21 protein-coding genes are annotated in these 26,458 nt (G+C 55.4%); 10 read left to right on the forward strand and 11 right to left on the reverse strand.

Annotation, left to right across the window (positions count from 1 at the left end; all coding sequences use genetic code 11):
- The first annotated feature begins 13 nt into the window (after positions 1 to 13).
- On the forward strand, positions 14 to 2,671 hold the full coding sequence (locus tag L1047_RS15780) for a phosphatidylglycerol lysyltransferase domain-containing protein (protein ID WP_235280014.1): 2,658 nt from the start codon (positions 14 to 16) through the stop codon (positions 2,669 to 2,671).
- 173 nt (positions 2,672 to 2,844) lie between these two features.
- On the opposite strand, the gene L1047_RS15785 is transcribed toward L1047_RS15780, so the two are convergent.
- From L1047_RS15785 to L1047_RS15810, 6 genes are all read right to left on the reverse strand, one after another.
- Complete coding sequence (locus L1047_RS15785; protein ID WP_235278655.1) at positions 2,845 to 3,336, reverse strand: IS630 family transposase; 492 nt, start codon at positions 3,334 to 3,336, stop codon at positions 2,845 to 2,847.
- Positions 3,333 to 3,857 carry a helix-turn-helix domain-containing protein gene (locus L1047_RS15790; protein WP_235278654.1) on the reverse strand — a complete coding sequence of 175 codons (525 nt, stop codon included), beginning with the start codon at positions 3,855 to 3,857 and terminating at the stop codon, positions 3,333 to 3,335. Before L1047_RS15790 ends, L1047_RS15785 begins: the two co-directional genes overlap by 4 nt.
- Positions 3,858 to 4,054: 197 nt before the next feature.
- Positions 4,055 to 5,239: a CO2 hydration protein gene (locus tag L1047_RS15795; RefSeq protein ID WP_235280016.1), complete on the reverse strand. Its 1,185-nt coding sequence runs from the start codon at positions 5,237 to 5,239 to the stop codon at positions 4,055 to 4,057.
- Between the two features lie 56 nt (positions 5,240 to 5,295).
- Positions 5,296 to 6,804, reverse strand: coding sequence for an NADH-quinone oxidoreductase subunit M (locus tag L1047_RS15800; RefSeq protein ID WP_235280018.1), 1,509 nt, complete (start codon positions 6,802 to 6,804; stop codon positions 5,296 to 5,298).
- A 131-nt stretch (positions 6,805 to 6,935) separates the two neighbouring features.
- Complete coding sequence (locus tag L1047_RS15805) at positions 6,936 to 8,780, reverse strand: NAD(P)H-quinone oxidoreductase subunit F (RefSeq protein ID WP_235280020.1); 1,845 nt, start codon at positions 8,778 to 8,780, stop codon at positions 6,936 to 6,938.
- Between the two features lie 70 nt (positions 8,781 to 8,850).
- Positions 8,851 to 10,056, reverse strand: coding sequence for a lipid-A-disaccharide synthase-related protein (locus L1047_RS15810; protein ID WP_235280022.1), 1,206 nt, complete (start codon positions 10,054 to 10,056; stop codon positions 8,851 to 8,853).
- A gap of 56 nt (positions 10,057 to 10,112) precedes the next feature.
- On the opposite strand from L1047_RS15810, the gene L1047_RS15815 reads away from it, so the two are divergent.
- The 3 genes from L1047_RS15815 to L1047_RS15825 all read left to right on the forward strand — a co-directional run bounded on the left by L1047_RS15815 (position 10,113) and on the right by L1047_RS15825 (position 13,188).
- Complete coding sequence (locus L1047_RS15815) at positions 10,113 to 10,445, forward strand: hypothetical protein (protein ID WP_235280024.1); 333 nt, start codon at positions 10,113 to 10,115, stop codon at positions 10,443 to 10,445.
- A gap of 27 nt (positions 10,446 to 10,472) precedes the next feature.
- Positions 10,473 to 11,546, forward strand: coding sequence for a thiamine phosphate synthase (locus L1047_RS15820; protein ID WP_235280026.1), 1,074 nt, complete (start codon positions 10,473 to 10,475; stop codon positions 11,544 to 11,546).
- Between the two features lie 118 nt (positions 11,547 to 11,664).
- Positions 11,665 to 13,188: an AAA family ATPase gene (locus L1047_RS15825; protein ID WP_235280102.1), complete on the forward strand. Its 1,524-nt coding sequence runs from the start codon at positions 11,665 to 11,667 to the stop codon at positions 13,186 to 13,188.
- Between the two features lie 19 nt (positions 13,189 to 13,207).
- On the opposite strand, the gene secF is transcribed toward L1047_RS15825, so the two are convergent.
- From secF to L1047_RS15845, 4 genes are all read right to left on the reverse strand, one after another.
- Positions 13,208 to 14,224 carry a protein translocase subunit SecF gene (secF, locus tag L1047_RS15830; RefSeq protein WP_235280028.1) on the reverse strand — a complete coding sequence of 339 codons (1,017 nt, stop codon included), beginning with the start codon at positions 14,222 to 14,224 and terminating at the stop codon, positions 13,208 to 13,210.
- On the reverse strand, positions 14,221 to 15,567 hold the full coding sequence (gene secD / locus L1047_RS15835; RefSeq protein ID WP_235280029.1) for a protein translocase subunit SecD: 1,347 nt from the start codon (positions 15,565 to 15,567) through the stop codon (positions 14,221 to 14,223). The genes secF and secD overlap by 4 nt, the downstream gene beginning before the upstream one ends.
- Before the next feature lie 227 nt (positions 15,568 to 15,794).
- On the reverse strand, positions 15,795 to 16,772 hold the full coding sequence (locus L1047_RS15840; protein WP_235280031.1) for a hypothetical protein: 978 nt from the start codon (positions 16,770 to 16,772) through the stop codon (positions 15,795 to 15,797).
- A gap of 4 nt (positions 16,773 to 16,776) precedes the next feature.
- Positions 16,777 to 17,685, reverse strand: a complete 909-nt coding sequence (locus L1047_RS15845; RefSeq protein ID WP_235280032.1) for a cation diffusion facilitator family transporter — start codon at positions 17,683 to 17,685, stop codon at positions 16,777 to 16,779.
- Between the two features lie 170 nt (positions 17,686 to 17,855).
- Here L1047_RS15845 and L1047_RS15850 point away from each other — a divergent pair, with 170 nt between their 5' ends.
- The 6 genes from L1047_RS15850 (at position 17,856) to L1047_RS15875 (ending at position 23,576) form a co-directional block, all read left to right on the forward strand.
- The gene (locus L1047_RS15850) at positions 17,856 to 19,301 is read left to right on the forward strand and encodes a UDP-glucose dehydrogenase family protein (protein WP_235280034.1); all 1,446 of its coding nucleotides are present in this window, start codon (positions 17,856 to 17,858) and stop codon (positions 19,299 to 19,301) included.
- A gap of 5 nt (positions 19,302 to 19,306) precedes the next feature.
- Positions 19,307 to 20,254, forward strand: a complete 948-nt coding sequence (locus tag L1047_RS15855; RefSeq protein WP_235280103.1) for a UDP-glucuronic acid decarboxylase family protein — start codon at positions 19,307 to 19,309, stop codon at positions 20,252 to 20,254.
- A 211-nt stretch (positions 20,255 to 20,465) separates the two neighbouring features.
- On the forward strand, positions 20,466 to 21,401 hold the full coding sequence (locus L1047_RS15860) for a diguanylate cyclase (RefSeq protein WP_235280036.1): 936 nt from the start codon (positions 20,466 to 20,468) through the stop codon (positions 21,399 to 21,401).
- A 60-nt stretch (positions 21,402 to 21,461) separates the two neighbouring features.
- Entirely contained in the window at positions 21,462 to 21,992 is a 531-nt protein-coding gene (gene ssuE, locus L1047_RS15865; RefSeq protein WP_235280037.1) for an NADPH-dependent FMN reductase, read from the forward strand.
- Between the two features lie 37 nt (positions 21,993 to 22,029).
- Positions 22,030 to 22,977: a transglutaminase family protein gene (locus L1047_RS15870; protein WP_235280039.1), complete on the forward strand. Its 948-nt coding sequence runs from the start codon at positions 22,030 to 22,032 to the stop codon at positions 22,975 to 22,977.
- Between the two features lie 92 nt (positions 22,978 to 23,069).
- Entirely contained in the window at positions 23,070 to 23,576 is a 507-nt protein-coding gene (locus tag L1047_RS15875; RefSeq protein ID WP_235280040.1) for a DNA recombination-mediator protein A, read from the forward strand.
- On the opposite strand, the gene L1047_RS15880 is transcribed toward L1047_RS15875, so the two are convergent.
- Positions 23,564 to 26,308, reverse strand: coding sequence for a CBS domain-containing protein (locus L1047_RS15880; RefSeq protein ID WP_235280104.1), 2,745 nt, complete (start codon positions 26,306 to 26,308; stop codon positions 23,564 to 23,566). The genes L1047_RS15875 and L1047_RS15880 overlap by 13 nt on opposite strands.
- Positions 26,309 to 26,458: the final 150 nt, after the last annotated feature.

A 26,458-nucleotide genomic window follows, 5' to 3' on the forward strand; every position in this document is an offset into this window, starting at 1 on the left:
ATTCTGATAGGTTATGATGATTGGATTTAAGCATAGGCAGAACCCAAATTTAGAGCAAGCTGCCATATATGTAGTGTCTGGGCTGATTGCCCTAGCTGGGTTAATCAATCTATGGTCGGCAGTTACCCCAAGTGTACCTGAGCGATTGGCTTGGTTGGACGGTATTTTTCCAGTTGAGTTACGAGCTGGTGCTCATCTCTTTGCTGCTTTGAGTGGATTTTTTTTGTTGATGATAGCTGCAAATCTACTGCGCCGCAAGCGACTGGCCTGGGGGTTGGCAGTGGGTCTATTAATCATGTCGATTGTGAGCAACTTGCTCAAAGGGCTGGATTATGAAGAAGGGCTATTGTCCTTCGGCTTGTTGGTGGTGTTAGTGGTATTGCAGCCTCTTTACACAGCTCAGTCTGACCGACCATCCTTAATTCAGGGATTTTGGGCGTTAGCTGGGGCGCTACTGTTCACGCTGGCGTATGGCACCTTAGGTTTTTGGGCTCTTGATCGCAATTATGCCAGGTCGTTTAGTCTGCCGGAGGCACTGGGCCAAACCCTGGCCATGTTTTTTTTGGCCGACAATGCTGGCTTGCAGCCCACTAACCGCTTTGGACGATATTTTGCCGACTCAATCTACATAGTGGGATCGGTAACCCTGTTGTATGCGGGGTGGATGCTATTTCGTCCAGTAATTCTTCGCGGTGGAGCCAGTGAGCTGGAGCGACAGCAGGCTAAGGCGATTGTGGAGCAGCATGGCCGCTCTTCGTTGGCTCGGTTTGCACTGTTAGAGGACAAATCCTATTACTTTACTCCGTCAGGACAATCAGTTGTTGCCTATGTAGCCAAGGGGCGAGGAGCGATTGCGCTAGGGGATCCGATCGGCCCAACTGAGGATCGGCCAGCAGCGATTGAGGGTTTCCGAGACTTTTGTGCCAAAAATGACTGGCATCCTGCCTTTTATCAAACCCTGCCTGATGATCTAGATCTGTATCAAAGTCTCGGCTTTCATATTTTGAAAGTGGGGGAAGAAGCTACAGTTGACCTGCATACTTTCACTCTGGAGGGTAAAGCTGGACGTAGTCTCCGCTCCGTGATGAATAAATTCATCAAGCTGAACTACCGAGTTGAGTACTATACACCACCGATTAGAGATGAGCTACTAGATGAGCTAAAGGTCATCAGTGACGACTGGTTAGAGCAAATGCAGGGGGCTGAAAAAAAGTTTTCCTTAGGTTGGTTTGATCATGAATATTTACAGGAATGCAATATCGCTGTGGTCAAAAATGCCCAGGATGTTCCTATCGCCTTTGCCAACCTAATTCCTGAATATCAGCACAATGAAGCCACCATTGACCTGATGCGTCATCGGCGCGATGCCGAGCGGGGAACCATGGATTTCTTATTTATTTCGCTGATTCAGCATTGCAAAGACCAGGGTTACGACAGCTTTAATCTGGGTTTAGTGGTTTTGTCTGGAGTTGGTGAATCTGTTACTGCATCGCGTCTCGAAAAGGTTTTGCACTATCTCTATCAGCACCTTGATGAATTCTACAGTGCGCAGGGACTGCGGGCCTACAAGGACAAGTTTCATCCCAATTGGGAGCCTCGCTACTTAGTGTATGAACATCTAGCTGATCTACCTGATGTAGTGATTGCTTTGGTTAGAGCTGATTCGGGTGATCGCCTACAGGACTATTTTGGGGCACAATTTTTTAGTATGGTGCTGACGCAGAGCCTGAAATGGGCATCTCAAGTTGCTCCAATTGTGCTGAGCCTGGGATTGTTTGTTCTCTCTGTCTGGGTGATCACAAATGAGCTGAGACACCACAGGCTCGGCGATGTTCTCAACAATATGGCAGCCATTCCGATCTGGACACTTGTGGGGGCAGTTGTACTAACAATCCTCAACTATGTTTTTCTGACCGGCTACGACACGCTGGCTACCCGCCTTGTGGGTTGTCCGCTTCCCTACCCTAAAACTGCTCTGGTCGCGGTGATTAGCTATGCCATCAGCAACAGCATCGGCCTATCACTGCTGAGTGGCAGTGCTATTCGTTACCGCTTCTACAGTAACTGGGGGTTTAGCCCTGGCCAAATTGGCCAGATTATTGCCTTTTGTAATCTGAGTTTCTGGGTTGGCTTATTTGCGGTGGGGGGAGTAGTATTTTCAGTTGAGCCCTTATCGGTGCCAGGTGTTTTGCATCTGCCCTTTTCAGGGGTGCATCCTCTGGGCATTTTATTTTTGGCAATTATCTTCACCTACCTCTTGCTCAGTAGTAGGAGTCGTCGCAGAATCAAACTTGGGGGGTGGGTATTGCCTCACATACCTCTGAAACTATCGTTAGGGCAAGTTGTTGTTACCTCATGCGACTGGGCCTTGGCGGCTGGCGCTCTCTATCTCTTGCTGCCTGATCATCCAAACCTTACCTACTTCATCTTTTTTGGGAACTATTTGCTTGCTCAAATTGCTGGTATTGTCAGCAACGTACCGGGTGGACTAGGTGTTTTCGAAACTGTGTTCATCTTGCTGCTCTCTCCTCCAATCGCTTCTGAGCAGATCTTGGGAGCGCTGCTTGTCTACCGTACGATTTATTATTTTCTGCCCTTTCTGGTTAGCATTTCGTTGCTAGTTCTGTGGGAACAAAGAAAACTCAGGTCTGTGTCAAAACTTCAATCTTAGTATTGTGTTTTTTTATTGGGCACCTTGATTTATTCCAAGGTAGTGAAAAGAGTGAGGGCTAGACCCTTATCGTCTTGAGCTGGTGGCAGGCTAAGGCCAACGCTTAGCATCCGTAATATCAATTCTCTAAATACCCGCTACACATAGAGAATCGACAATCCAATCCCACTGAGTCAGCGATCGCAGCGACTCAGCCGACAAACCCACTGGCTGATGGCGTGCTGGAGTTGGCCAACATCATCAAAGTGAACCCAAGCTAGCTCCCGCTTGAGTTCCCGCCAGACCCGCTCAATGGGATTGACCTCAGGGCAATAAGGCGGCTGAAACACCAAGATGACATTGTCCGCTATCGTCAGGTTCTGAGCCGTATGGGCTGCGGCATTATCCACCTGAATCAGATGTAAATCATCGGGGAACTGAGCCGCAAAGCTGTGCAAAAACGCCTCAAAACAACAACTGTCGAGATGAGAAAACTCGACCATCCACGAGGCACCGCTCAGCGGTTCCACGAGACCGTACAGCCACCGATACACAAACTCCCATTGAATTGAACCCATCGGCTGCACCCCAAAGCCCGTCAACTTGCGATGTTGAACCGTCAGCAGTCCGACGCGGCTCTCATCGCTGCACCAATAGCGGATTCGCCTCCTGTAGCGTTGTCTCAAGGCTGGCGGAAGCGACTGGCTGATCTGGGCTGCAAGGTTTGCTTAAAGGATTCGCACGCCCCAGGAGTCTGCTTCTTTGACACCGGACGGGGCACTTTGAGCTTCGCTTTGAGCCGATAGCGCACCGTCTTATGCACCGTCTTGTAGGGCACCCGTTGACCATGCACCGCTGCGAGCCACTGCTGCACCGCTCCATAACTGCTAAAGCCTTCTGGATCTTGCAGTTCCCGCTCTAAAGATGCCAGGACTTCACCGCTAATCGCTCGCGGTCGTCCACTGCGAGATGCTACCTCCACCAACCCTTCGAGTCCACTCTGTCGATACTGGCTCAGCCACCGAGACACGGTCGTGCGATGGCAACCGCTCAGTTGGGCTAACTGCTCAACACGCTTCGCTTGTCCTGTTTTGAGCCACCACAACACCTGTACTTTACGGCGCTGTGATGACCGTTGCTGTTGTTCCAAGACGGCTTTTAGTTCTTCTGCTGTTTCAGCGATATCGATTTTGAGGACTCCACTCATGGCGGTTGGCTCTAACGTCTTCTTATATGTAGCAAATCTTCGGAGATTTGATATGAGCTGCGATATTTGTAACTCGAATTAAGTCCTCGCTGTTCGATTGTCCATTGGAGCTTTGACTGGATGCCGAAGACACTCGTGGGAGTCTCATAGGGCGAAATGTAAAGTTTTATGTCTCCATTCAACACTTCTGCCCCTAACTAAACCTCCTGCACAGTTAAAAGTCGGGATCCGACCAATCGTTGTAGCCAAGGGGTGAGGAATTCCCGGTTTGCCAATTGTTGCTGGGGATCCTGAGTTTCTAGGGGAAAAGGAGCTAGGGCGCGCAAGGCAGCGGTGGTGACACAAAACATGGATTTCTGAAAGCTTAAACAGATTTTTACCCGCAGATCATCTTCTCCCCGCAGGCTACGGCGATAGTGTTCCCGTAAATAGGGGGGCAAATGCCGCATCATATCCTGCATCAGCAGGGTGGGTGGGATCCCAGCACTGCCCACTGGCAGCGGATCCGCATACAATGCCCCATAGGCAAAATCCGCCTGTTCCTCCGGGATCTGCCCGGCCTGGGCATTGTAAGACAGGGTACCCATGAAGGGAAACGAGCGGAAGAACACCGCCTCCACGTAGGGAATGGCGGTATCCGGCAGGAAGGTCAGCCCCACCGACTGCGGGATCACCTCATGGCGTTGACCCCAAATGCGCGGGGCATAAGTAATCGGTTTGTCAGCAGCATCCACCAACCCCTGCTGCACATGGGCCACCACATCGGTAATGGTCAGGTGAGGTTCCGTCTCGTAGCGCTTGGCCAAAGCCAAGAACAGATCGCTCATCACCCGCCAGAACTGGCCCAAACCGCTGTACATGGCCAGCATCCGCACCTGTTCCAGACCAAAATCGGGGAAGAACAGCCCCAAGCCCCGCAAAAAAGGGTTGAACTGGATCTTGGCTCGAATGGCGGCCTTGGCCCGTTCGATAAACTCCGGCGTATCCAGATGGGCATCCAAACCGCCCCCCCCATGCCAAAGCATGGCCTTCATGCAGTATTCAGCAAACTCGTAGTTGATGCGGTCATGCCAAAGGTAACGCAGCCACTTGCCAGGGGTAATCTCGCCATTGAAATACTTAAAGGCTGGGAACAGCTCCAGAAATTGGTGGTCGGCGATGAAGATCAAATTGCGGGAATAGGCATCCAACACCTCCCCGTAGCTGTGGAGGATCCCGATCACCTCCAGACGGTTGATCAGCGAATCCGGCAGCAGGGCACCCCCCGCCTCCAAGCGCTGCAAAATCGGGCGAATCCGCACCTGATCCAACGGATCCAGACCCACCAGCAGAAAACAGGAGGGAGAAAGAGAAGAGCCATCACGAGGCAAAGTGGAAGTCATGGGAGGAAGGAAGCATCAACAATCAGCCAAAAATCAAACTAAAAATTCAAAGCCATTCAAAGCAAAGTTGGATGACCTACATCGCTCACCGGGGCAAGCACCACCGCTGTTGAGGCCGGATCCAGGATATGAACCATCGTCGGCTCTACCCAGCCCGTCACCCAGGCCGGTTGCAACCCCAGCAGCACCACGATCACCGCCAACACCGCCGCTGGCAACCGTTCCCCCAAGCGTCGCCGGGGCATAGCAATCGCGACATCGGATAGACGGCCAAAGAAAGCGCGGTTCACCATCAGCAGGAAATAAGCTGCCGTCAGACCCGTCCCGATCATGCACAGCAGGGTCTGCAAGGGGAACACCGGAAAGCTGCCGCGAAAGACGATGAACTCGGCGATAAAGCCCACCATACCCGGCGTGCCGCCGCTGGCCATCACCCCCAACACCATCAAACTGCCGATCAACGGTAAGCCCCGCTCTGGATTGAGCAAGCCCTCTAGCAGCTTCAGATCTCGTGTGCCGGTGTTGGTGTAAACCGCCCCCACCAACAGAAACAGCAGCGCCGAGATCAGACCGTGGCTGATCATTTGAAAGATAGATCCCACCAAAGCCAGAGGAGTGGCCGCCGCCGCCGCTAGCAAAATGTAGCCCATATGGGCAATCGAGCTGTAGGCCACCAACTTCTTCATATCCTGCTGCACCAGGGCATTGAAGGAGCCGTACAGCACGTTCACCACCGCCAAACCCGCCAACCACGGCCCCGCCTGCTCCCAGGCATCCGGCAACAGCTGCAAGCCAAAGCGCAACAGGCCATAGGTGCCCAATTTCAGCAGCAACCCTGCCAAGAGCACAGAAATAGGGGTGGAAGCCTCCACGTGCCCATCCGGCAGCCAAGTATGAAAAGGCACCAAGGGGATTTTAATGGCCAATCCCAACAAAATCGGGATCAACAACAAGCTCTGCTGTACCAAGGGCAGGGGATGAGCCTGCAACACCGCGTAGGTGAAGCTGTTGGTATCACTCAGCCAACTGAGGCCAAAGAAGCCAATCAAAAGCAGGATCCCGGATAGGGCCGTATACACCAAAAATTTGGTGGCCGCATAGGTGCGGCGTGGCCCGCCCCAGATGGCAATGAGCAAATAAAGCGGGATCAGCTCGATCTCATAAAACAGGAAAAACAGCAGTAAGTTCTGCGCCAAAAAGGCCCCTGCCACTGCCGCCGCCAACATCAACAACAGACTGTAATAAAGGCGAGGCCGCTCCACTTTGCCACTAGCCCAAATGGCGATTAGCACCAGCAAGCCATTCATCACCACTAAAGGTAAGGAAATACCATCCACCCCTAACTCGTAGATCAAGCCCAATTGCGGGATCCAAGGCACCGTCTCCGCCAGTTGCAAAGATCCCAGACTGGGATCAAATTGCAGCAACAACCCCATACTCAGGCCGAACAAAATCAGCCCAAACGTTAGGGCTAATGTTCGATGGATCTGCCGATCCAATTGCTCCGGGATCAACCCAATCACCGCTGCCCCCAGCAATGGGATCCCGATCAATAGGCTTAACATTCTTCTCTCCTAGCCAATCGCACCCTCACCACAAAACCTCTGCTAATTGCAAGTCTGAAATGTTCTGATATGTTTTGATCCCGAGTTAACGCCCTCAAGTCGAAGCTAAAGGTAAAGCCACTGCTCATTCTTTAGGCCAACCCCAAGCCAGGAGAGCGCATCAACCAGGTCACCACCACCACCACCCCAATCAAAATCAGCAGCACATACAGTTGCATCCGCCCTGACAAGGTGTACTTCAAGGTTTCGCCACTAAATAAAAAGGCCAAGCTCACCCCGTTCACCAAGCCATCCACCCAGTTGCGGTCGAGCCATTCCAACCCCCGCGAGAGGGCACTGACCGGCTGCACCACCAGGGCTTGATATAACCGCCCTGTATAAAAGTCGTAGGCCAGCAGATCTTGCACCTCCGGCCAGGGGAGATGCAGCATCCGTTTGCCCCCCCAGTACAGCCAGCCGCCCACACCCGCTCCCACCGCACCGGAGAGAACCAGCAAGGCTGCCATTAGCTTCAATTTGGGGATCCACCCCGGATAGAGCTGCCAGTGCCAGAGCAGCCAGGGCATGAGCAGGGTTTGCACCGCCAGGATCCCCATTGGCAAAGCCATCAACCAGCCCACCTCCGGCGCACGGCGGGTCTTGGGCTGTATGGATCCCTGAAATACTAGGCCAAACACCCGCATCAGGTTTAGGGCAGTGAGGCCATTCACCAACAGCAGCACCCCCACTAAGGCCGGTTGCAAAACGCTATATACCAACGCTAGGCGGGCCATTGTCCAGAAGCAGCCCAGCGGCAACAGCGCTACCATTCCCAAAGATCCCACCGCAAAGGCGGTCACTGTAGCAGGCATGCGGCTGCGCAATCCCCCCAATTCCGTCAGGTTCTGGGTTGCAGTGGTGTAGATGATGGATCCCACCCCCGTAAATAGCAATGCTTTGGCCATGCCGTGCATCAACAACAGCTCCAGCGCCAAATCCGGCTGCTGCATCCCTACAGCTACGAACACCAAGCCCAAGTAGGCACTCGTGGAATAGGAAAAGGTGCGTTTGATATCAATTTGCGCCAGCGCCACCAGGGATCCGCCAATCGCCGTAACCGTACCGATAGTAACCAAAAAGCCATCCGTAATCGGGGAGAGAGCCAAAAGGGGTTGCAGTTTAATCAGCACAAAAGCCCCGCAGGCCACCACCACCGAGTTGCGCATAATTGAGGCCGGGTTTGGCCCCTCCATCGCCTCATCCAACCACAGGTGCAGCGGAAATTGCGCACATTTTCCCAGTGGCCCCGCCATCAAAGCCAACCCCATCAAGGCCGCCCAAGTGGGCTCCAAGCTGGCCGTCGCCGCCCAATCCCGCAAATCGGAAAACGTCAAAGCCCCCGAGAAATTGGAAACCGCCACCACCCCCATCAGCAGCAGCAGATCCCCTACCCGCTTGGTTAAAAAGGCATCCCGCGCCGCCGTCACCACCAAGGGCTGGGCGTACCAGAAGCCCACTAACAGATAGGTAGACAAAGTGAGCATCTCCAGCAGCGCGTAGCTCAAAAACAGCGAATCACTAATCGCAATGCCAGTGAGAGCTCCCTCAAAAAAGCCCATCAACGCCGAAAAGCGCCCCAGCCCCCAGTCTTTATCCAAGTAGCCGAGAGCGTAGATCTGCGCCAACAAACTGAGACCGCTGATCCAGACCACTGCCCCCATGGTGATGGGAGAGATTTCTAGGGACAGGGACAAATCTAGATCCGCCACCTGAAACCAGGGATAGTCCACGATGTAAGGAGCATGACCCCACACCTGCTGCAGCACCAAGGCACCGTGGGCCAGAGCCACCAAAGTCAGCGAAATGTTGATGTAGGCCGCTGGACGAGGGCCACGGCGCTTGACCCATCCTGTCGCCCAGGGAGTGGCCAAGGCTGCCCCCGCTAACCCGTAGGAGGGGATCCACCAACTGCTCTCTAATAAAACACTGCCTGACATTCGTTTGTTAAGAAACTTTTTAATTGTTTTGATCACCGTTTTGATCACTATATACCTTGTCCGGTCGGCCTCAAACTTGGGCCAAATCTCTCATTAGCCAGACTTGTATTTGAGCTGCGATGCGCTGAGCAGCACCAGGGGCTCCCATGCGTTGGCGTCCGTGAGCTTGCAGATGTGCGGTGTAGGTGGGATCGGTGGCCAAGCGCTCTAGAAGCTGGCGAAGTAACGTGGGGGCGTGCTCCACAGACGTGAGGTGAACCGCGGATCCCAGCAGGCGAGTTTGGGCTTCGGCAAAACGGGGGGTAAATTGTGGCCCTTCTCCCGGCAGCGTCATCACCGGCTTGCCTAGGCCTACGCATTGCTCCGTTGCGGTTCCGGCCATGGCCAGCACTATGGTGGCTCGTTGCGCGCAGGCGCCGAAATCTGTGCAGATGAGGGGCATATCACGTCGTTGCGGCGGGATCCAGGCCTGAAGTTGGGCTGGCTCTAGGTTGGGGCTGAGGGCGGCATAGACCTGAATCTCGGGTGGGATCCCCTGCACCACCTGCATCATCAAGGCCCAGTTGCGATAGGCTTCCGGCGGACGGGATCCGGGTAGCAGCAACAACGCCGGTCGGTTCGGATCCAGCGGCAAGTCCCTTTGTGCATCCAGCCCATCCATCATCGGGTTGCCCAGGTAAAAGGTTCTCAATCCGCGTTTGTACAGGGCGGTGGTCGTCAGTTCATCCCGCAGAAAGGATCCGCGACAGCGCTCTCGACCCATCAACCAGCGTTCCCAGGGCAAATAATCAGAAACCTGCTTTGCAAACGGGATCCAGGCTGGGTGATAGGGGCCTTGTTCATCCCGCCAGTAGTAATCCGACTTGGCCGTACCCACAAACCCATAGGGGATACCGCTCCACCAAGCCATCAGCAAGGGCACGATATCCCCCACCGCCAACATCAGATCCGTCTGAGGAGCTTCTTTCCGGATCACTGCCAGTTGTCGCCCTGTTAACCCCAGTAACCCTCCCCGCAGATCTCGCCACAGCTGCCGCCAATCCTGATAGATAAACCCTCCCGAGGGCATCACCTGAGGAGTTGCCAAAATCGGGATCCCTTGACGCACATAAGCTTTTCCTTCCCCCACAATCGGCAGGGCCCGCACTTGGATCCCCAACTGCACAAGGGCAAGAGCAATCCGACTAGCCACCTCATCTTCCCCGTGTCCATTGCTCAGACACAGCACCCGCGGCGGATCCAATCGGGATCTAGGCTGAATCGAGAGGGATCCCACATGACACCAGAAATCTCCTCCTAAAATAGAGCCAATCTGAGAGCGGAACTGAGGAGATGATCCGAAATGAGCGACAACGGGCCGAGTTCATCGCGGCAGTAGAAACCCTCCACCTAGAGGGCCCTTATTTCGTCGAGGAGCGTCTCACCCGCCATCGCGGCCCTTTTTGGCGGGCGGTGAAGGATGTGCCCGTCGGTGGCACCTGGTGGGAAATTCGCTACTTTCCCGATTGCGAGCGTTATGCCTGGGCCTACTTGCCAGAACAGCCTAGCCCGCGAGAATTTGCTTGGGGACATACCCTAGAACAAGCGTTTCTCAACGCACTGTGGCAGCAGCCGGAGGCTCCCTCCCTAAGCTCTGCAGAAGAAAACCATTCCGATTTACAGTGAAGAAAGCTTTTCCCACATGAAGGGAATATGAAACCTCAGGCCATTGCCCGTATTCTTGATGTCAACCTCGATCGCGCCCGCGAGGGTTTGCGGGTACTAGAAGAATGGTTCCGCTTCGGCCTGGAGGATCCGACCCTTTCTGGCGAATGCAAAGCCATGCGTCAGGCTTTGGCCCAGTGGCACAGCGATCCCTTGCGCTTTGCCCGCGATACTCCCGCCGATCCGGGCACGCGACTCTCCCATCCCCAAGAAGAGCAGCGTCGCGATCTCAGCCATCTGTTGCAGGCCAATTGCAGCCGCGTTCAGGAAGCTCTACGAGTCTTAGAAGAGTACGGAAAACTGGCCGAAGCTAGCCATTGGGTGGCTCCTGGCTTGGCCAAGCTGGCCCAAGACATGCGCTATCGCCTCTACGGACTGGAAAATGAACTGTTGGGGGGATCCCTGCGGCAACGCCTTTCGGAGGCTCACCTGTATCTGGTGACCAGTCCCGTCCCCCATTGGCTAGAGGCCGTGGAAAAAGCCCTGCGCGGCGGGGTAACCCTGGTGCAGTATCGCCAAAAAAACCTCTCCGACAGCGAAAAGCTGCGGGATCTGAAGCTGCTGCGGCAACTGTGCAACCGTTACTATGCTCTGATGATCGTCAACGACCGAGTGGATTTGGCCCTGATTAGCCAAGCCGATGGCGTTCACCTGGGGCAAACCGATTTGCCTGTCCCTTACGCCCGACAGTTGCTGGGATCCCATAAGCTGATTGGCCTTTCTACCACCAACCCCGAAGAATTGGCCCAGGCTCTAACGGCTAGCGTAGATTACATCGGTGTAGGACCTGTCTATGCTACCCCCACCAAAGCCGATAAGCCTGCTTCTGGGCTGGACTATGTGCGCTTAGCGGCCCAGCAGTCCCACATTCCCTGGTTTGCCATTGGTGGCATCGATACCCACAATCTGGCCCAAGTGCGGGAGGCGGGGGCCACCCGGGTAGCCGTGGTGCGTGCTTTGATGGAAGCCCCCGATCCGGCCCAAACAGCACGACTAATGTTAGGAGAATTGCTGCCCCAGGGGATCCCTGCTTTGTCTCAAATTGACCGATACCATGACTGATGCCGCAAAACACCTGCCTGAGAGCGAAAGCAGGTTAAATCTCTCCCCAAATGGGATCCCTTCGGGCCAAGCTTTGACCCACGAACCGCAAGCGCAGCTGGTCACCGCCCTTGATTTGATGATTCGGGCTCGTTACCCTCTGATTTACCTGGTTTCTCCAGAGGAGGAGCCTGCCGATGCGGTGCTGGCGCAAGTGGCCAAATGCACGGATCCCGCCCGCAAAGTGCTGATTTGGGATCTGGTACGCGGCTGGCAGGACACCGGCGAAGATCGAGGCTCGGTCATGGCCGCCCTAGGCCGGGTGATGCGCTCTGCCCCGAGCGAAGACACCCTGTTTGTGTTGCGGGATCTGCACTACATTTTGCGCAACGCCAGCAGCGACAAAAATGCCCCCATTGTGCGCGAGCTGAAAAACCTCAGCCGTGAGCTAAAACGCAGCCGCAAGATGTTGCTCCTTCTCAGCCATACCCTAGAGATCCCCACCGATCTGGCAGAAGAGATCACCGTCGTCGATATCCCCTTGCCCAGCAGCGACGAGATCAGCCGCCTGATCCAGCTCTATGTTGCCCCCGAGAAACTCAAACTCACCTCCCTCGCCCGCGAACAGCTGATCAAAGCCTGCCAGGGTCTGAGTCGAGAACGGATTCGCCGCGTTTTGGCCCGTGCCCTGGCGGCCAAACAAGAAGTGAACGAAGCGGATATTGATCTGGTGTTGGAGGAAAAAAAGCAGGCCATTCGCCAAACTGGCATTCTAGAGTTTTTCACCGCCCGCGAGAGCCTCAAAAGTGTGGGCGGGCTGGATAACCTGAAAGCCTGGGTGCGGGTGCGCCAAGAAGCCTTTACCGAAGAAGCACGTCGCTATGGCTTGCCCAACCCGAAGGGGGTGTTGCTGGTGGGGATCCAGGGCACCGGCAAATCCTTATCCGCCAAAACCATTGCCAACGAGTGGCGTTTGCCCTTGCTGCGGTTGGATGCAGGCCGCCTTTTCGCTGGGATCGTTGGGGAATCGGAAAGTCGCGTGCGGCAGATGATCCAACTCTCGGAGGCGATGGCTCCCTGCGTGCTCTGGATCGACGAGATTGACAAAGCTTTTGGCAATATCGCCAGTGGCGCCGATGGGGATTCTGGCACCAGTCGGCGGGTGTTTGGCAGCCTGATCACCTGGATGCAGGAGAAAACCAGCCCCGTTTTCATCGTGGCCACCGCCAACAATGTTCCCCTATTGCCGCCGGAATTGCTGCGCAAAGGCCGCTTTGATGAGATCTTTTTCTTGAACTTGCCCACCGAAGCTGAACGCAAAGAGATTTTTCGCGTCCATCTGCAGCGGTTACGCCCCAGCCGCCTGCGGGAGTTCGACCTAGGGGCTTTAGCCGCTCAGTCAGAAAACTTTAGCGGGGCGGAGATCGAACAAACGATTGTGGATGCCATGTACAACGCCTTTGGGGGCAGCGGGGGTAACAGCAGACGGGACTTCACCCAAGAGGACATTCTGCAAGCCATTGCCGAAACCGTGCCCTTGGCCTCGATCGCCCGCGACCAAATTGAGAACCTCAAGTGTTGGGCGGCCCAAGCGGGAGCCAGAACCGCCTCGCAAGATGCCAAGATACTACAGGAGATGAAACAGTGTTTTATCCCCTCCTGATACCCCCTGCAAAGCGGCATTAGCCCTCCGCCTCAGATGGGAGCGGATCCGGATCCCCATCTGCATCTACATCCTCAACAATGCGGGCTGATCGCTGCTGTCGCCACCATACCAGTAGAGGGCTAGCGATAAAAATGCTGGAATAAACCCCCAAGCTAAACCCTACCAACAGCGCCACCGCAAATCCCTTTAAGGTCGCTCCACCCAAAATGGCAATGGCAATCAGGGGCAACATCGTCGTCAGGGTGGTGTTGAAAGAGCGGGCAAAGGTTTGGTTCAAGGACAGGTTCACGACCTCAGCAAAGCTGACCTTGCGGCTGATCAGACGGCGGTTTTCCCGGATGCGGTCGTAGATGACCACCGTGTCATTCACAGAAAAGCCGATGATAGTGAGCAGTGCTACCACAAACAGGCTATCCACCTCCATGCCCACCGTCAGACCCAAGAGGGCAAACAGCCCCATCGTCAGCACCACGTCGTGCAAAAGGGCCAGAATGGCGAATACCGCGTAATCTAACTGGAAGCGCAGCGTCAGATAGACCACGATCAACCCGAAGGAGATCAACACCGCCAGAATGCCGGAACGCAGCAGCAGCCTTCCTACCGTCGGGCCGACAGTCTCGACCAAATTGCGCTCAAACGGGCCAACCTTCTGCTGAATTGTGGCTTCCACTGCTAGTCGTTCCTCTTCGGAAAGGGGGGGCATACGGATCAGGGCTTCTTGGCTGGTGTTGGTGTCCAGTTGAATCACACTGCTTGCCAAGTTGTGTTCCTGAAGAGCTTGCCGCAGTTCCTCGGTGGTGATGGGTTGCTCGAAGCTCAAATCCAACAGGGTACCGCCGGAAAAATCCAACCCCAGCCGCAGGGGGGTGCCGAAGGAGGCCAGGGAGAAGGCCATACTGGTTAACCCCACTACCAACACCACCAATGAGATGGTGAACCACAGCTTACTGCGCCTGACAATATCGAAGCGATAACTCAGTTGAGGGAGGACTTGTAGTGTTGGATCTGTCGGGGATATCTCCTGAGTGGTCATGATTGGGACACCTCCATCCGAACACCATAAAGCTGAGGTTTGCGCAAACTCGGGATCCCCATTGCTGCCAAGAGCAAGGTACGGGTACAGGTGAGCGCCGTAAAGAAACTGACCAAGATGCCAATGCCAAGGGTCACCGCAAACCCTTTCACTAGACCCACCCCCAGCCAGAAGAGCACGCCACAGACCAAGAGCGTGGTGACGTTGCTATCCAAAATGCTGCTGAAGGCGCGGTTAAACCCTTCCGAAATGGACTTGTAGAGGGATTTTCCTTCCCGCAGTTCTTCCTTGATGCGCTCAAAAATCAACACATTGGCATCCACTGCCATGCCAATACTGAGGATAAAGCCCGCGATCCCCGGCAGGGTCATGGTTACCCCCAGTAACTGAAACAGGGCAAAGGTACAGAGGGCATAAATCAGCAGCGCCACATCGGCAATCAACCCCGGCAAACGATAGTAAGCCACCATGAAGATAAACACCAGCACAATGCCACCGATGCCGGCATAGAGGCTGCGCCGCACACTCACTTCCCCAAGAGTGGCTCCAACGGTGCGGTTCTCGATTACCTGGATGCGGGCTGGCAAGGCTCCCGCTTTTAGTTTGACCGCCAGATCGTTGGCGGTTTCCACCGAAAAGTTTCCCGTAATCACGGCTGTTCCGCCGGTAATGCCAGTGCGAGCAAACTCCGCCCCCACCACCGGCGCGCTGATCAGCACATCATCCAGGAAAATGCCAATCGAGCGACCGGTTCCGGCCAAATCACGGGTCAGCTGAGTGAATCTTTCTGCCCCTTCCGGCTTAAACTCCAGCAGCACCTCCCAATTTTGGGATCCCCGTCGGGGCGCTTGGGGGTAAGCATTGCGCAGCAGATCCCCGGTTAAGCCCACATGCTCAAATAAAGCATCAGGCTCCTCACCAGCGGTCACCTCCCCCAATTCATTACGGGGCAGGGTATTCGCGGGTACCAAACCTTTGCGAAAGTCCAGTTGGGCAGTATCCCCCAGTAGGGCAATAGCGCGATCCGGATCCGCCACCCCTGGCAACTGTACAAACAGGCGATCTTGACCACTGATTTGCACCAACGGCTCGGCTACTCCCAACCCATTGATGCGCTGCTGGATCACAGCCTCCACACCCTGCATCACATTAGGGGTGATCTCGGTCACTTCCTCGGTGGGCAGAGCTTGCAGGGTGAGTTGGGTTCCCCCCTTGAGATCCAGACCCAGGCGCACTTCGCGACTGAAGCCCACGTAGACAAAAGCTACCACCACCGCCAGGATGAGGAGCAGTCCCCGCAAAAAGGCAAGCCGATTGAGCAATGAACCCGAGGATTTAACCATATTGCTGGAGATGTGACTGGAGGTGTGAAGAACACTGACGCACTCAACCTGAACTCCTCAGGATTTTGGCGCTCACTGATCCTATCTCACACGGGATCCCTGCTTCGACAATGCTAGGAACCGTGGAGCACGTGGCAGGGTCCCGAATGACCAACCTCTAGCCCAGGGATACCCCATTCCTCAAATCAGCTAGGGATATGAAGTCTAGAAGAAAGTCTAGAAGAGCTTCATCCAAGGCTTCCTAAAGCTTTCAATGGCTGGTTTTGAGCGGCAGCTTGGACAACCCTGAGGTGGTGAGGGTAATAGGTGCGGGCATAATCGCTACGCCAGATGCTGGATCCTTGTAAAACCTCACGATCAGCCCGGATCGCCTTGACCCCAGTTCGATAGGCATCGGCAAAGCGCTCTAGGGGCAAGTAAATGTGGGCGGGCATGTGCAAGAGATGTCCGGCAGCGGGCACGAGTGTTTCCAAGCGTTCGGCACTGGCCAGCGCTTTCTCGGGGGTTGGGGATCCCTCTAAAGCGTGGATGTAGAGGTGATTGGCACCTGGATGGTCGGGATCCTGAGTGAGTACCCCTTCTAAGGTGGTGAGGATTTCTTGCGTGTAGGGCTGCGGCTGGCCGGTCGCCGTCCAGTAGTGCCCTGGAGAGAGCAGCATCAAGGCTTCGGCGTAGAGAGTGGCTGCATCCAGATCCTCTGGGAAAAGGGTGGTCAGGCTGCGCATCGCCCCGGCATAGTTTAGGGCCTGTTGTCGGTCATCTTCTGGCTCAGGGGAGGAGTAGCGTTGAGAGAGTGCCCAGAGATAAGCGCGGGTTTGTCGGTCGGTTGCCAAAGTTTGCCCTTGGGCCAGCAGATCCAGAATCTGGGGTTGAAACGGTTGAAATCGGTGGGGTCTGGGATCCGCCAAGTTGGGCCCCAGAGCGTAGGCCATTCCCCAGTAACACAGAGCACAGCCGGGATCCCGCTCTATGGCCCTTTCAAAAGAGTGAATTGCCGCCTCTAGGTTAAACCCGTACAGCCAGACCCATCCCTGGTCAAAATAGCGTTGGGCGACGGGATCCTCCGTTTCAATGGGGTGATGATGGGATCCCAATCCGGCCATGAGGGGAAATGCTGACTGTTTTGCTGGGATCCAATGTCCGCCACCCACACAGCCGATGCACAGGAGCAGACTGAGAATAAACCCCACAACCTGACTGAACATGTCCTCAAGAATCGGATCCCTCAATGTAGGAATAGGGCTCCAGATGAATGGTGGCCCGCACTGCTCCATAGCGCTCCCGCAGCAGTTGCTCCACTTCTTCGGTGATACGATGGGCCGACTCGATATCTTGAGGTTCCACCACCATGTGCATCTCGATAAAAATCATCTGCCCAGGGATCCCGCGGGAGGTGATCTCATGGCAATCCAACACCCCTGGCAAGCTCATGATCAGCTCTCGTAAAGCTTTGGGGGGAATGGCTACACTGTCAGTGAGATAGGGAACATTTTCTCGCAACACCTGCCAGCCGCTCCAAAATACCAGCAAGCCCACCGGAAAGGCCAAGGCTTGATCCAGCCAGGTCAACCCCAGGCGCACCCCAACCAACCCCAGCAGCACCGCCAGGGTTACCCAAACATCACTGAGGGTATGGCGGGCATCTGCCAGCAACAAACGACTAGACAGAGCCTTACCTCGTTGGTGCTCGTAAACCGTGACGAAAAGATTGATCACCAAAACCCCTACCATCAGGACGAGGGTAAGTTGATTGATCTCCAATGTTTGATTGGGTTCAAAGAAGCGGACAACCGCCGACTGCAAAATTTCAAAACTGGCCATGCCCAGAAAGGCAGCAATCCCCAAGGCCCCAATGGACTCAAACTTTCGGTGTCCATAGGGATGATCAGCATCCGGCTCTGGTGAAGAAAAGCGCATGGCCAATAGGCCTAAAATGTTGCTGGCGCTGTCGGTAAAGCTGTGCAAGGCATCGGCAATCAAGCTCAGGGATCCCGTCGTTAGTCCCAGAATGAGCTTGACCCAAAATACCAAGATATTCAGCCCCAGGGTGATGTACAACACCTTTTGCACCTGGCGCTGACGATGTCCTGAGACTGCACTAGAAACCGACAGACTCATCCATCCAAAAAGGAAACCACCCCTTATTCTGCCATTGGCCTCAGAAGGAAACAAACAGAAGGAAACAAATATCTCCCAAGCTAGAATTTCTCCCCAACGAAGTATCTTGGAAGCAGCATCCGCAGAAGTCATGTTCAAAATAACACGATCAAGTTAAGGATGACTGATCTATGCATGTTGCGGTCATTGGAACCGGCTATGTCGGGTTGGTCACGGGAGCTTGCCTGGCTCACCTCGGCCATTCAGTCATTTGTGTGGACAACAACCCAGCCAAAATCGAAGGACTGCAGCGGGGGCGATTGCCCATTTACGAGCCTGGCTTAGAGGAATTGGTGCGGCGGGGCTCCGCCAGTGGCCAGTTACGGTTCACCACCGATCTCCGCAGTGGGATCGAAAACAGCCAGGTCATCTTTATTGCTGTCGGTACGCCCGCCTTACCCAGTGGGGATCCAGATTTGCGCTATGTAGAGGCGGTGGCTCGAGAGATTGGCCAACATCTAGATGAGCAGTATCGGGTGATTGTTAACAAATCCACCGTCCCGATTGGCTCCGGTGACTGGGTGCGCATGATCATCCTGGATGGGGCAGCCGAGGCCGCCAAGCAACGGTTCAACAGCTCAGGAGAAAGTCACCTCGAGGAACTGCGGCAAGCAGGAAATCCAGAAACAGTGACTGGGCAAGGGAGCGTTGCCACTCTGCAGGGATCCCGTTGGATGCCCCACTTTGATGTGGTTAGCAACCCAGAATTTTTGCGGGAGGGCAGCGCCATTCACGACACTTTTAACCCCGATCGCATCGTGGTGGGATCCGACAGTGAGCGGGCCATCGAGATCATGCAGCAACTTTACGAGCCAATCCTCAGCCGCCAGGGGGGGCTAAGCGGGGATCCGGTTCCTTGGGTGGTGACCGATTTGGCCTCTGCTGAAATGATCAAATATGCCGCCAACGCCTTCTTGGCCACCAAGATTAGCTTTATCAACGAGATCGCCAACATTTGTGAGCGCACTGGGGCGGATGTGACGCAGGTGGCCGATGGGATCGGCTTAGATAAACGGATTGGCCGCGCTTTTTTGAATGCGGGCTTGGGCTGGGGGGGCAGTTGCTTCCCCAAGGATGTGGCGGCTCTGATTCAAACGGCAGCCGACTATGGCTACGAAGCCCGTCTTTTGCGTGCCACAGTCGAGGTGAACCAAGAGCAACGGCAACGCTTGGTGGAAAAGCTGCAACAGGCGCTGAAAGTTCTGAAGGGGAAAACCATCGGCTTACTGGGCCTTACCTTTAAGCCCAATACTGATGATATGCGGGATGCCCCGTCTCTGAGCCTGATCGAGCACCTGCACAAGCTGGGGGCCAAGGTGAAAGCCTATGATCCGGTGGTGTCGGGATCCGGGATCCGCGAGGGCTTGGCCCATGTGGTGGTGGAAACCGATGTGCTGCGGCTGGCCCAGGATTGTGATGCGCTGGTCTTGGTCACTGAATGGCAGGAGTTTCAGACTTTGGATTACGGTCGTTTAGCGGGCTTGATGCGGCGGCCCTTGCTGATCGACGGGCGTAACTGTCTAGATCGGCAGGCGTTGCGGCAGGTAGGCATGACTGTATTGGGGGTGGGTTGGTGAGTCATTTGAAGATTCTGGTCACCGGCGGCATGGGGTTTATCGGATCCCATCTGGTAACGCGGCTGCTACAAGAAGGGCACCAGGTGATCTGCCTAGACAATGGTTATACCGGTCGCCAACTCAATATAGAAGCCCATCTGCAAAACCCTGCTTTTCAACTCATCCATCAAGATATTGTTGATCCCTTGCCGCAAGTCCTAGAAAAATCTGGGATCCAGCAAATCTATCACTTGGCCTGCCCCGCCTCCCCCCCCCACTACCAAGCGGATCCAATTCGCACCATTCGCACCAGCGTTTGGGGCACCTACAACCTCTTGCAATTGGCCCAGAAGATCCAGGCCAGGCTGCTGTTGGCCTCCACCTCGGAAGTATATGGGGATCCCTTAGTCCACCCACAACCGGAGGACTACTGGGGTCATGTCAACCCAATTGGCCCAAGGGCTTGCTATGACGAATCCAAGCGGTTAGCGGAAACCCTAGCTTTTGATTGGCAGCGGCAATATCAAATTGAGATCCGGGTGGCCCGTATTTTCAACACCTATGGCCCTGCCATGCGGGAGGATGATGGCCGGGTGGTGAGCAACTTCATTGTGCAAGCCTTGCGGGGGGATCCCCTGACGGTCTACGGAGATGGCTCCCAAACCCGCAGCTTTTGCTATGTCTCCGACTTGGTGGAGGGCCTGCTGCGGCTGATGCATGGATCCCATCCTGGCCCGATCAACTTGGGCAACCCGCATGAGTTCACGGTGTTGGAGCTAGCCCAACAGGTCTTGGCCCTAACGGGGAGCGCTTCAGAAATTGCCCATCATCCCCTGCCCGCAGACGACCCCAAACAACGGCAACCGGATATTCACAAGGCCCGCACCCTCCTAGACTGGGAACCGCGGATCCCGTTGCACTCGGGCCTGCAACTGACCATTCCCTATTTCCGCAACCGGCTGGGGTTGGGCTAAAGAATCCGAATCTCAGGGGATAACCGCGGGGCAACCCTCACCAAAACCTCCCCAGCCTCCCCCTCAGGTGAGGGGATAGGTGGATCTTCAGCAAAACGTCGGTAGAGATTCAGCGATTTTACTGAATAAGCAGGTGAGTGAAGTACTTTAATCTAAGGGAGTATTACTTAGAAGATACTGCCTAAGCCCTTCTCACCTCTAATTGCAATCCATGGCCCTGTCCGTTATGCCCCTTGATTCCCCCTCCCCCTATCAAGAGGAGCCCACCACCCAAATTCCGAAAGAGGCCTCTGCACAGGGATCCCGTGGCAAATCTGCAGAGGCATTTTTGACCGTACTGAGTGGAGCCAATACCGGCATGACCCTACCCCTGCAGGATGGTTTGTTTTTGGGACGCAGCGGCAATGTGGATATTCAACTGACAGACCATGGCATTTCCCGGCAGCATTGTCGGCTGGATGTGGAGAACGGGCGCTACATTCTCACCGATCTCAAAAGCTTAAACGGCACCTACGTCAATGGCGAGCGCATTACCCGCATTCCTCTTCTAGAGGGGGATCGCATTCAAATTGGGGCTAGCACCCTCAAGTTTGCCTACTACGACTGGGTGGAAGAGGCCTTCTTTCTACAAATGGCCAGTGCCGCCATCTACGACCCCCTCACCGGGCTTCACAATCGGCGCTTTTTTATGGAGCAACTGGAGTTGGAGATTCAGTTTGCCCTGCGCCACCAGACCTCCCTTTACGTGCTCTACTTCGACTTAGACGGGTTCAAGCTGGTCAATGATCAATGGGGCCATTTGGCCGGGGATCAGGCCCTGATACAAGCGGCACACCAGTTGCAAGCCCAAGTGCGCAAAGAAGATCTGTTAGCCCGTTTGGGTGGGGATGAATTTGCTCTCATGGTGCGAGGCATCGAAGAATCCCAGGTCTTGCAGTTGGCGGAACGGTTTCGCTGTGCAATCGAGTCTTTATCCTTAGAGATAGGAAAGATAGGATCCGAGCTTGTTTCCTTTACCTGCAGCATCGGTATTGCCGCGATGGGGAACCTTCAGGGAGAAGTGAACCGACAAAAGTTACTGGCTGCAGCCGATCATGCTCTCTACCAAGCCAAAGCTAGGGGGCGCAACCGTGTGGTTTTACTGTGAGCTAAAGTTGGGGAAGCTGCGGATCCCTGGTACAACAGAGACAGTCTTTCCCCTTTCTTCATGCCTGACATTCTCTTGCTCTCGGGGAGTCCTAGCGCCAACTCTCGCTCAGAAGCAGTCTTGCACCATGCCGCCGGGCTACTTCCCAGACAGGGTTTCACCACTCCGTTCGTCTCGGTGCGAGATCTCCCCCCAGAGGATTTGGTGCTGACCAAATTCGATAGCCCACAGCTCAAGCAAATTCAGGCCCAAGTCGCCCAGGCAGACGGGATCCTCATCTCCGCCCCAGTTTACAAGGCCTCCTACCCAGGGGTTTTCAAGGCGCTATTGGATCTGCTCGATCAAGATGCCCTGACGGGGAAAGTGATCTTACCGATGGCCACAGGAGGAACATTAGCCCATTTGCTCGCCATTGACTTTGCGATGAAGCCGGTGCTGTCGGTGATGGGGGCAACCCATATTTTGAAAGGAATTTACATCCTCAGCGCTCAAATTCAGTTTGATGCTGATGGAAAGCTACAGTTAGAAGCGGAAATTGAGGAGCGGCTGCAAGCCGGGATCCAATCTCTGGTGGAGGCGGTGAACTCTTAAGTCCTACAACTTTCTTCACCCCTTACTTAGCCAACCTGTGCAGATCCAAATCCGTCATCTCATTGAATATCGCTACAGCAGCCCAGCCCAACTGGAACCCCATACTCTGCGCCTACGCCCTCGCTGCGATGGGATTCAGAACCTCTTGGCCTTTGATCTGCAGGTGGATCCGCTCCCGATTGGCCAATCTCCACTGGTGGATTTAGAGGGCAACACTACTGTTCAAGTTTGGTTTGGGGATCCCACAGAACATCTGCGCATCCAAACCCAAGCCACGGTGCTCACCCTGCGGCAAAACCCCTTCGACTATCTTCTCTTCGATTGGGCCACCCACCTCCCCATTGATTATCCCAGTACCTTGGCTGCTCAGCTACAGCCCTACTTAGGGTCTCAACCTGAAGCCGCAGTGCAAACCCTTGCCTGGGAAGTTTGGGATCAGGTCCATGGAGACAGCACTGCTTTTTTGCAGCAGCTGAACCAGCGCATCCACAGCGAATGCCGCTACATCCTGCGGGAAAAAGGGGATCCCTGGCCTGCCAGCCTGACATGGCACCGCAAAACCGGCTCCTGCCGGGATCTGACCCTGCTGTTCATGGAGATCTGTCGCACAGTCGGCTTAGCAGCACGATTTGTCAGTGGCTATCAAGTGAGTGAGCCGGAGTTGCCCGAAGCATCTGAAGAATCTGATGAAACAGAATCGGATCCCGTTCCCACCCAGAGCCTGGCCCATTCTCATCTTCATGCTTGGGCGGAAGTGTATTTGCCAGGGGCAGGATGGCGAGGGTTTGACCCAACCCAAGGGTTAGCGGTAGCCGAACAACACATCGCCCTGGCCGCCAGCCCTCATCCCAGTGGCGCAACCCCGATCAGTGGCCATTGGCTAGGACGGGGCATTCAAAGCAGCATGCACTACAGCATCGCCCTCAGCACCTCTGTGCAAAGCCAAACCCAATTCCCTGCGGGTTGCCCTTTGCGCCTCACCTAATCCGGGTTTCTGGGCGAAAAAGTCCCTGGCTGGATCCCAAAGTGGCGGTGTAAGATGGCGGAGTTTAGCCAAGCTTCTGCCGAGGGATCCCGTTGACCCAGTCTATTGATATCTCCGCTAACGTCGATACGTTTTTGCAGGAGTTGGCCGCCATTCAGCAGGTCGGGCCGAAGCGAGTTGCAATCCTGGGTAGTCGTCATGTGCCTATTACCCACCAGTATTTGATCGAAACCCTCAGTTACGCTTTAGCCCTAACCGGCAACCACATCCTCACCTCTGGGGCCATCGGCACCAATCTGGCGGTGATCCGCGGGGCGATGCGAGCAGATATGAAATCCCTGACGGTGATCCTGCCGCAAAGCTTGGAGCGGCAACCCGCGGAGTCGCGAGCCAGCCTCGAGCAGGTACTACACCTGGTGGAACACCCTGAGAACGACCATCTCTCTTTGGCGGAGGCCAGCCACCTGTGCAACCTCGAGATCATCAGCAAGTGTCAGCAGTTGATTTGCTTTGTTTTCCACGACAGCGTGACGCTGTTGGATGCCTGCAAGCATGCGGAAGATCAACACAAATTGGTGACCCTCTTCTATTTCGACTGATTCGACTGAGAGGCCGGCTGGGAGAGTGGAAAGTGCTCCTTAAGCCAAGTTTCGGCCTCTGCTGGGGTAGCAAGCTGGCCATTGAGAGTGTGGTAGCGCAGCTGATCCAAAATCTCCTGGAAATACCGACCCGGCGCATAGCCCAGACGATGCAAATCGTGCCCGTTCAGCAGTGGTTTCACCCAATGCCACTCCTGTAGGTAGCACCAGATCAGCCGCCGTGCCGGTTTGGGGGCGATCCCGATCATCAAAATGACCGCCAGGATCCGCAACCCCTGGAGCAGCTGCACCACCTGATCGGGGGAAAGATCTGGGTGCAATCGGGCCAAGAGGGTTTGGTAATGGGGGGAGTTGCGGAGGCGCTCGATGCCTGCTTGGGTGAGGTGCAGTTGGCTGGCCACCTGGGGGGCTTGGGGCAATGTCAGTAGCAGTGCCTCTAGGCGCAGTTGCCAGATCTCATGGGATCCCAACTCTGGATACCGACGGCGAAAATGGTTGGCCCAAGCGCCGACCCGCTGTAGCCGCTGCTGCAAGGAGGGATCCCACTCCAAATCGGGGTGAATACAGCGCAAGGCCCCCCACTCCGATAACCGCTGAAAAGCCAGAGGCCAATCGCGGGATCCGAGAATATAGGCCAACTCCTGCTTGAGACGATCCCCGCCCACAGCATCATGTAAACCACTGGCCACGGCAGCCCGAATGCGTTCTTCGGTGCTGGGATCCAGGGAAAAGCCTAGACGCACTGCAAAGCGCACCGCCCGATAAATGCGGGTGGGATCCTCGATGAAGCTGTTGGGATGTAAAACCCGGATCAATCCCTGGCGCAGATCCGCCTGCCCGCCGAAAAAATCCAGCAGTTGCCCCCGTTGGGAGCCATTCAGGCGGAGGGCCAGGGCATTGATGGAAAAATCCCGCCGATACAAATCCTGCTGGATGGATCCCATCGCCACTTCCGGAGGAGAGGCCGGATAGGGGTAAAACTCCGTGCGGGCACTGGCAATATCCACACAAAAGCCCCCCGGCCAGATCAGGGCAGCCGTTTGAAATTTGCCGTGGATCTCCAGGCGCGCTTCCGGGAAGTGCTGTTGCAAGGCTTGCCCCAAAATCAAACCCCATCCGGTCGGATCTGCACCATCCCCCCGCAGCGGGTAGGGCCCATCCACCACCAAGTCCAAATCCAGTCCATCCAGATCCGGTAGTGGCTGTCGTCCCCACTGCTGCAAAAGCAGATCCCGTACCGCTCCCCCTACCAAGTACACCTTCAGCCCCCGTTCGTCCGCGATTTGGGTGGCCTGTTGCAACAGGTGCCGATGGTGTTCCGATAAGGCTGCGAAGGTGAGATCGAAGCTGGGGTGCGAATGGGGATCCCGCCCGGTCACCGGGGCACAAAACGGCGAATAAGAGGGCAACTCGTGCAGATGGCGCAACACATCGGTGCGGGTGACAATGCCCACCAACTGCCCATCCTTGAGAACCGGCAGCCGACCAATATCCCAATTCACCATCAGCTGTTGGATCTGGGCTAGAGGCGTGTCTGGGGAGAGGGTTTTCACTTCATGAGTCATGTAGCCTTTGACGGGGGCATGACCAAAGCCGTGGTGCAGGGCAATATCGATATCCCGCCGCGAGATCACCCCCACCAACTGCGCCTCGGCATCCACCACCACCAACCCCGAATGTCCGTAGCGCAACAGCACTCGCTGAGCTTCGTCAATCGTAGTTTCCGGGCGAATCGTCCGCACTGGGGCCGACATCAGATCTTGTGCAGTGACGGGAGCCGGGATCCGTTCTTCTAGGGCGCTCATCAGCTCTTGGGCCAATTCCGCTGGGTTGGGTAGGGGTTGCTCCCAACTGGCTTTGAGCGTGGCTGCTGCCGCACAATCGTGTCCACCCCCCCCATAACGACTCATCAGTTTGCCCAGCTGAGCAAAATCCTGTCTCGCCCGCCCGATCAAACTCAGCCGTTCCCCCTGTCGCGCCACCAGGATCAGCACATCCACATCCGTCAGATCCATCAGCCGCATCACCAAACCGGCTAGCCCCGGCACAAATTCCGGCAAATCCAGCAGCCACTCCCCCAACCGATACCCCCCCACCTGGCGCACCTGCATCTGGGTCAACCCTTGGCTGAGCAGTTCCCGCATTTCTGGAGTGAGCCCATCCCCCAAAAAACGCCGTAGCAGGATCAAATTCACCCCTTGGCCCACCAACCAAGAGAGAGCCTCAGCATCCCGTGCTGTGGTCTCAGGAAAGGTGAGGGATCCCGTATCCATGTGAATGCCCAAGGCCAGCGCCAAGCGCTCGAACGGACTGAGCGGGATCCCGGCAGCCCGAATCCGTTCCACCAGTAACGTACAGGTCGCCCCTACCGCTTCGATATGGCTGGTAACCCGCTGCTGGGGCCAGAAGGCTTCGGCTGGGGTTTCTGGATCGTCCACATGGTGGTCGAAAATTTCAATGGCAACCCCAGGGGCACTCAGCCACGAGGCCGCCTTGCCCAAGCGATCCGGGTCATGACAGTCCACCAAAATCCACTGCTGAACCTGCTGGGGATCCACCGAGCGCATCTCAATCAAGGGAAACTCATCCCGGTGCAAGGACAAAAATTCCTGTACCCCCGGCAGGGATCCCCCAGTCAAGACGATACGCGCCCCCGGATACAGCCGCGCTGCCCCCACTGCCGCCCCAAGGGTATCGAAATCCGCCGATTGATGACAGAGGATCAAGTCCATGGATGCCAAACTTGTGTTGCTCCTGCTCTCCATCCTGACATTCGTTGTTTTCAAGAACATGAGGGTTCGAGTCCCTCTGATCCCATCACTAACGATCACGACGTGATCTCCGTGATGATCAACTTGATCCGCGAAGGCCGGATGATTTGA

This window comes from Synechococcus sp. Nb3U1 (assembly GCF_021533835.1).
GTDB lineage: Bacteria > Cyanobacteriota > Cyanobacteriia > Thermostichales > Thermostichaceae > Thermostichus.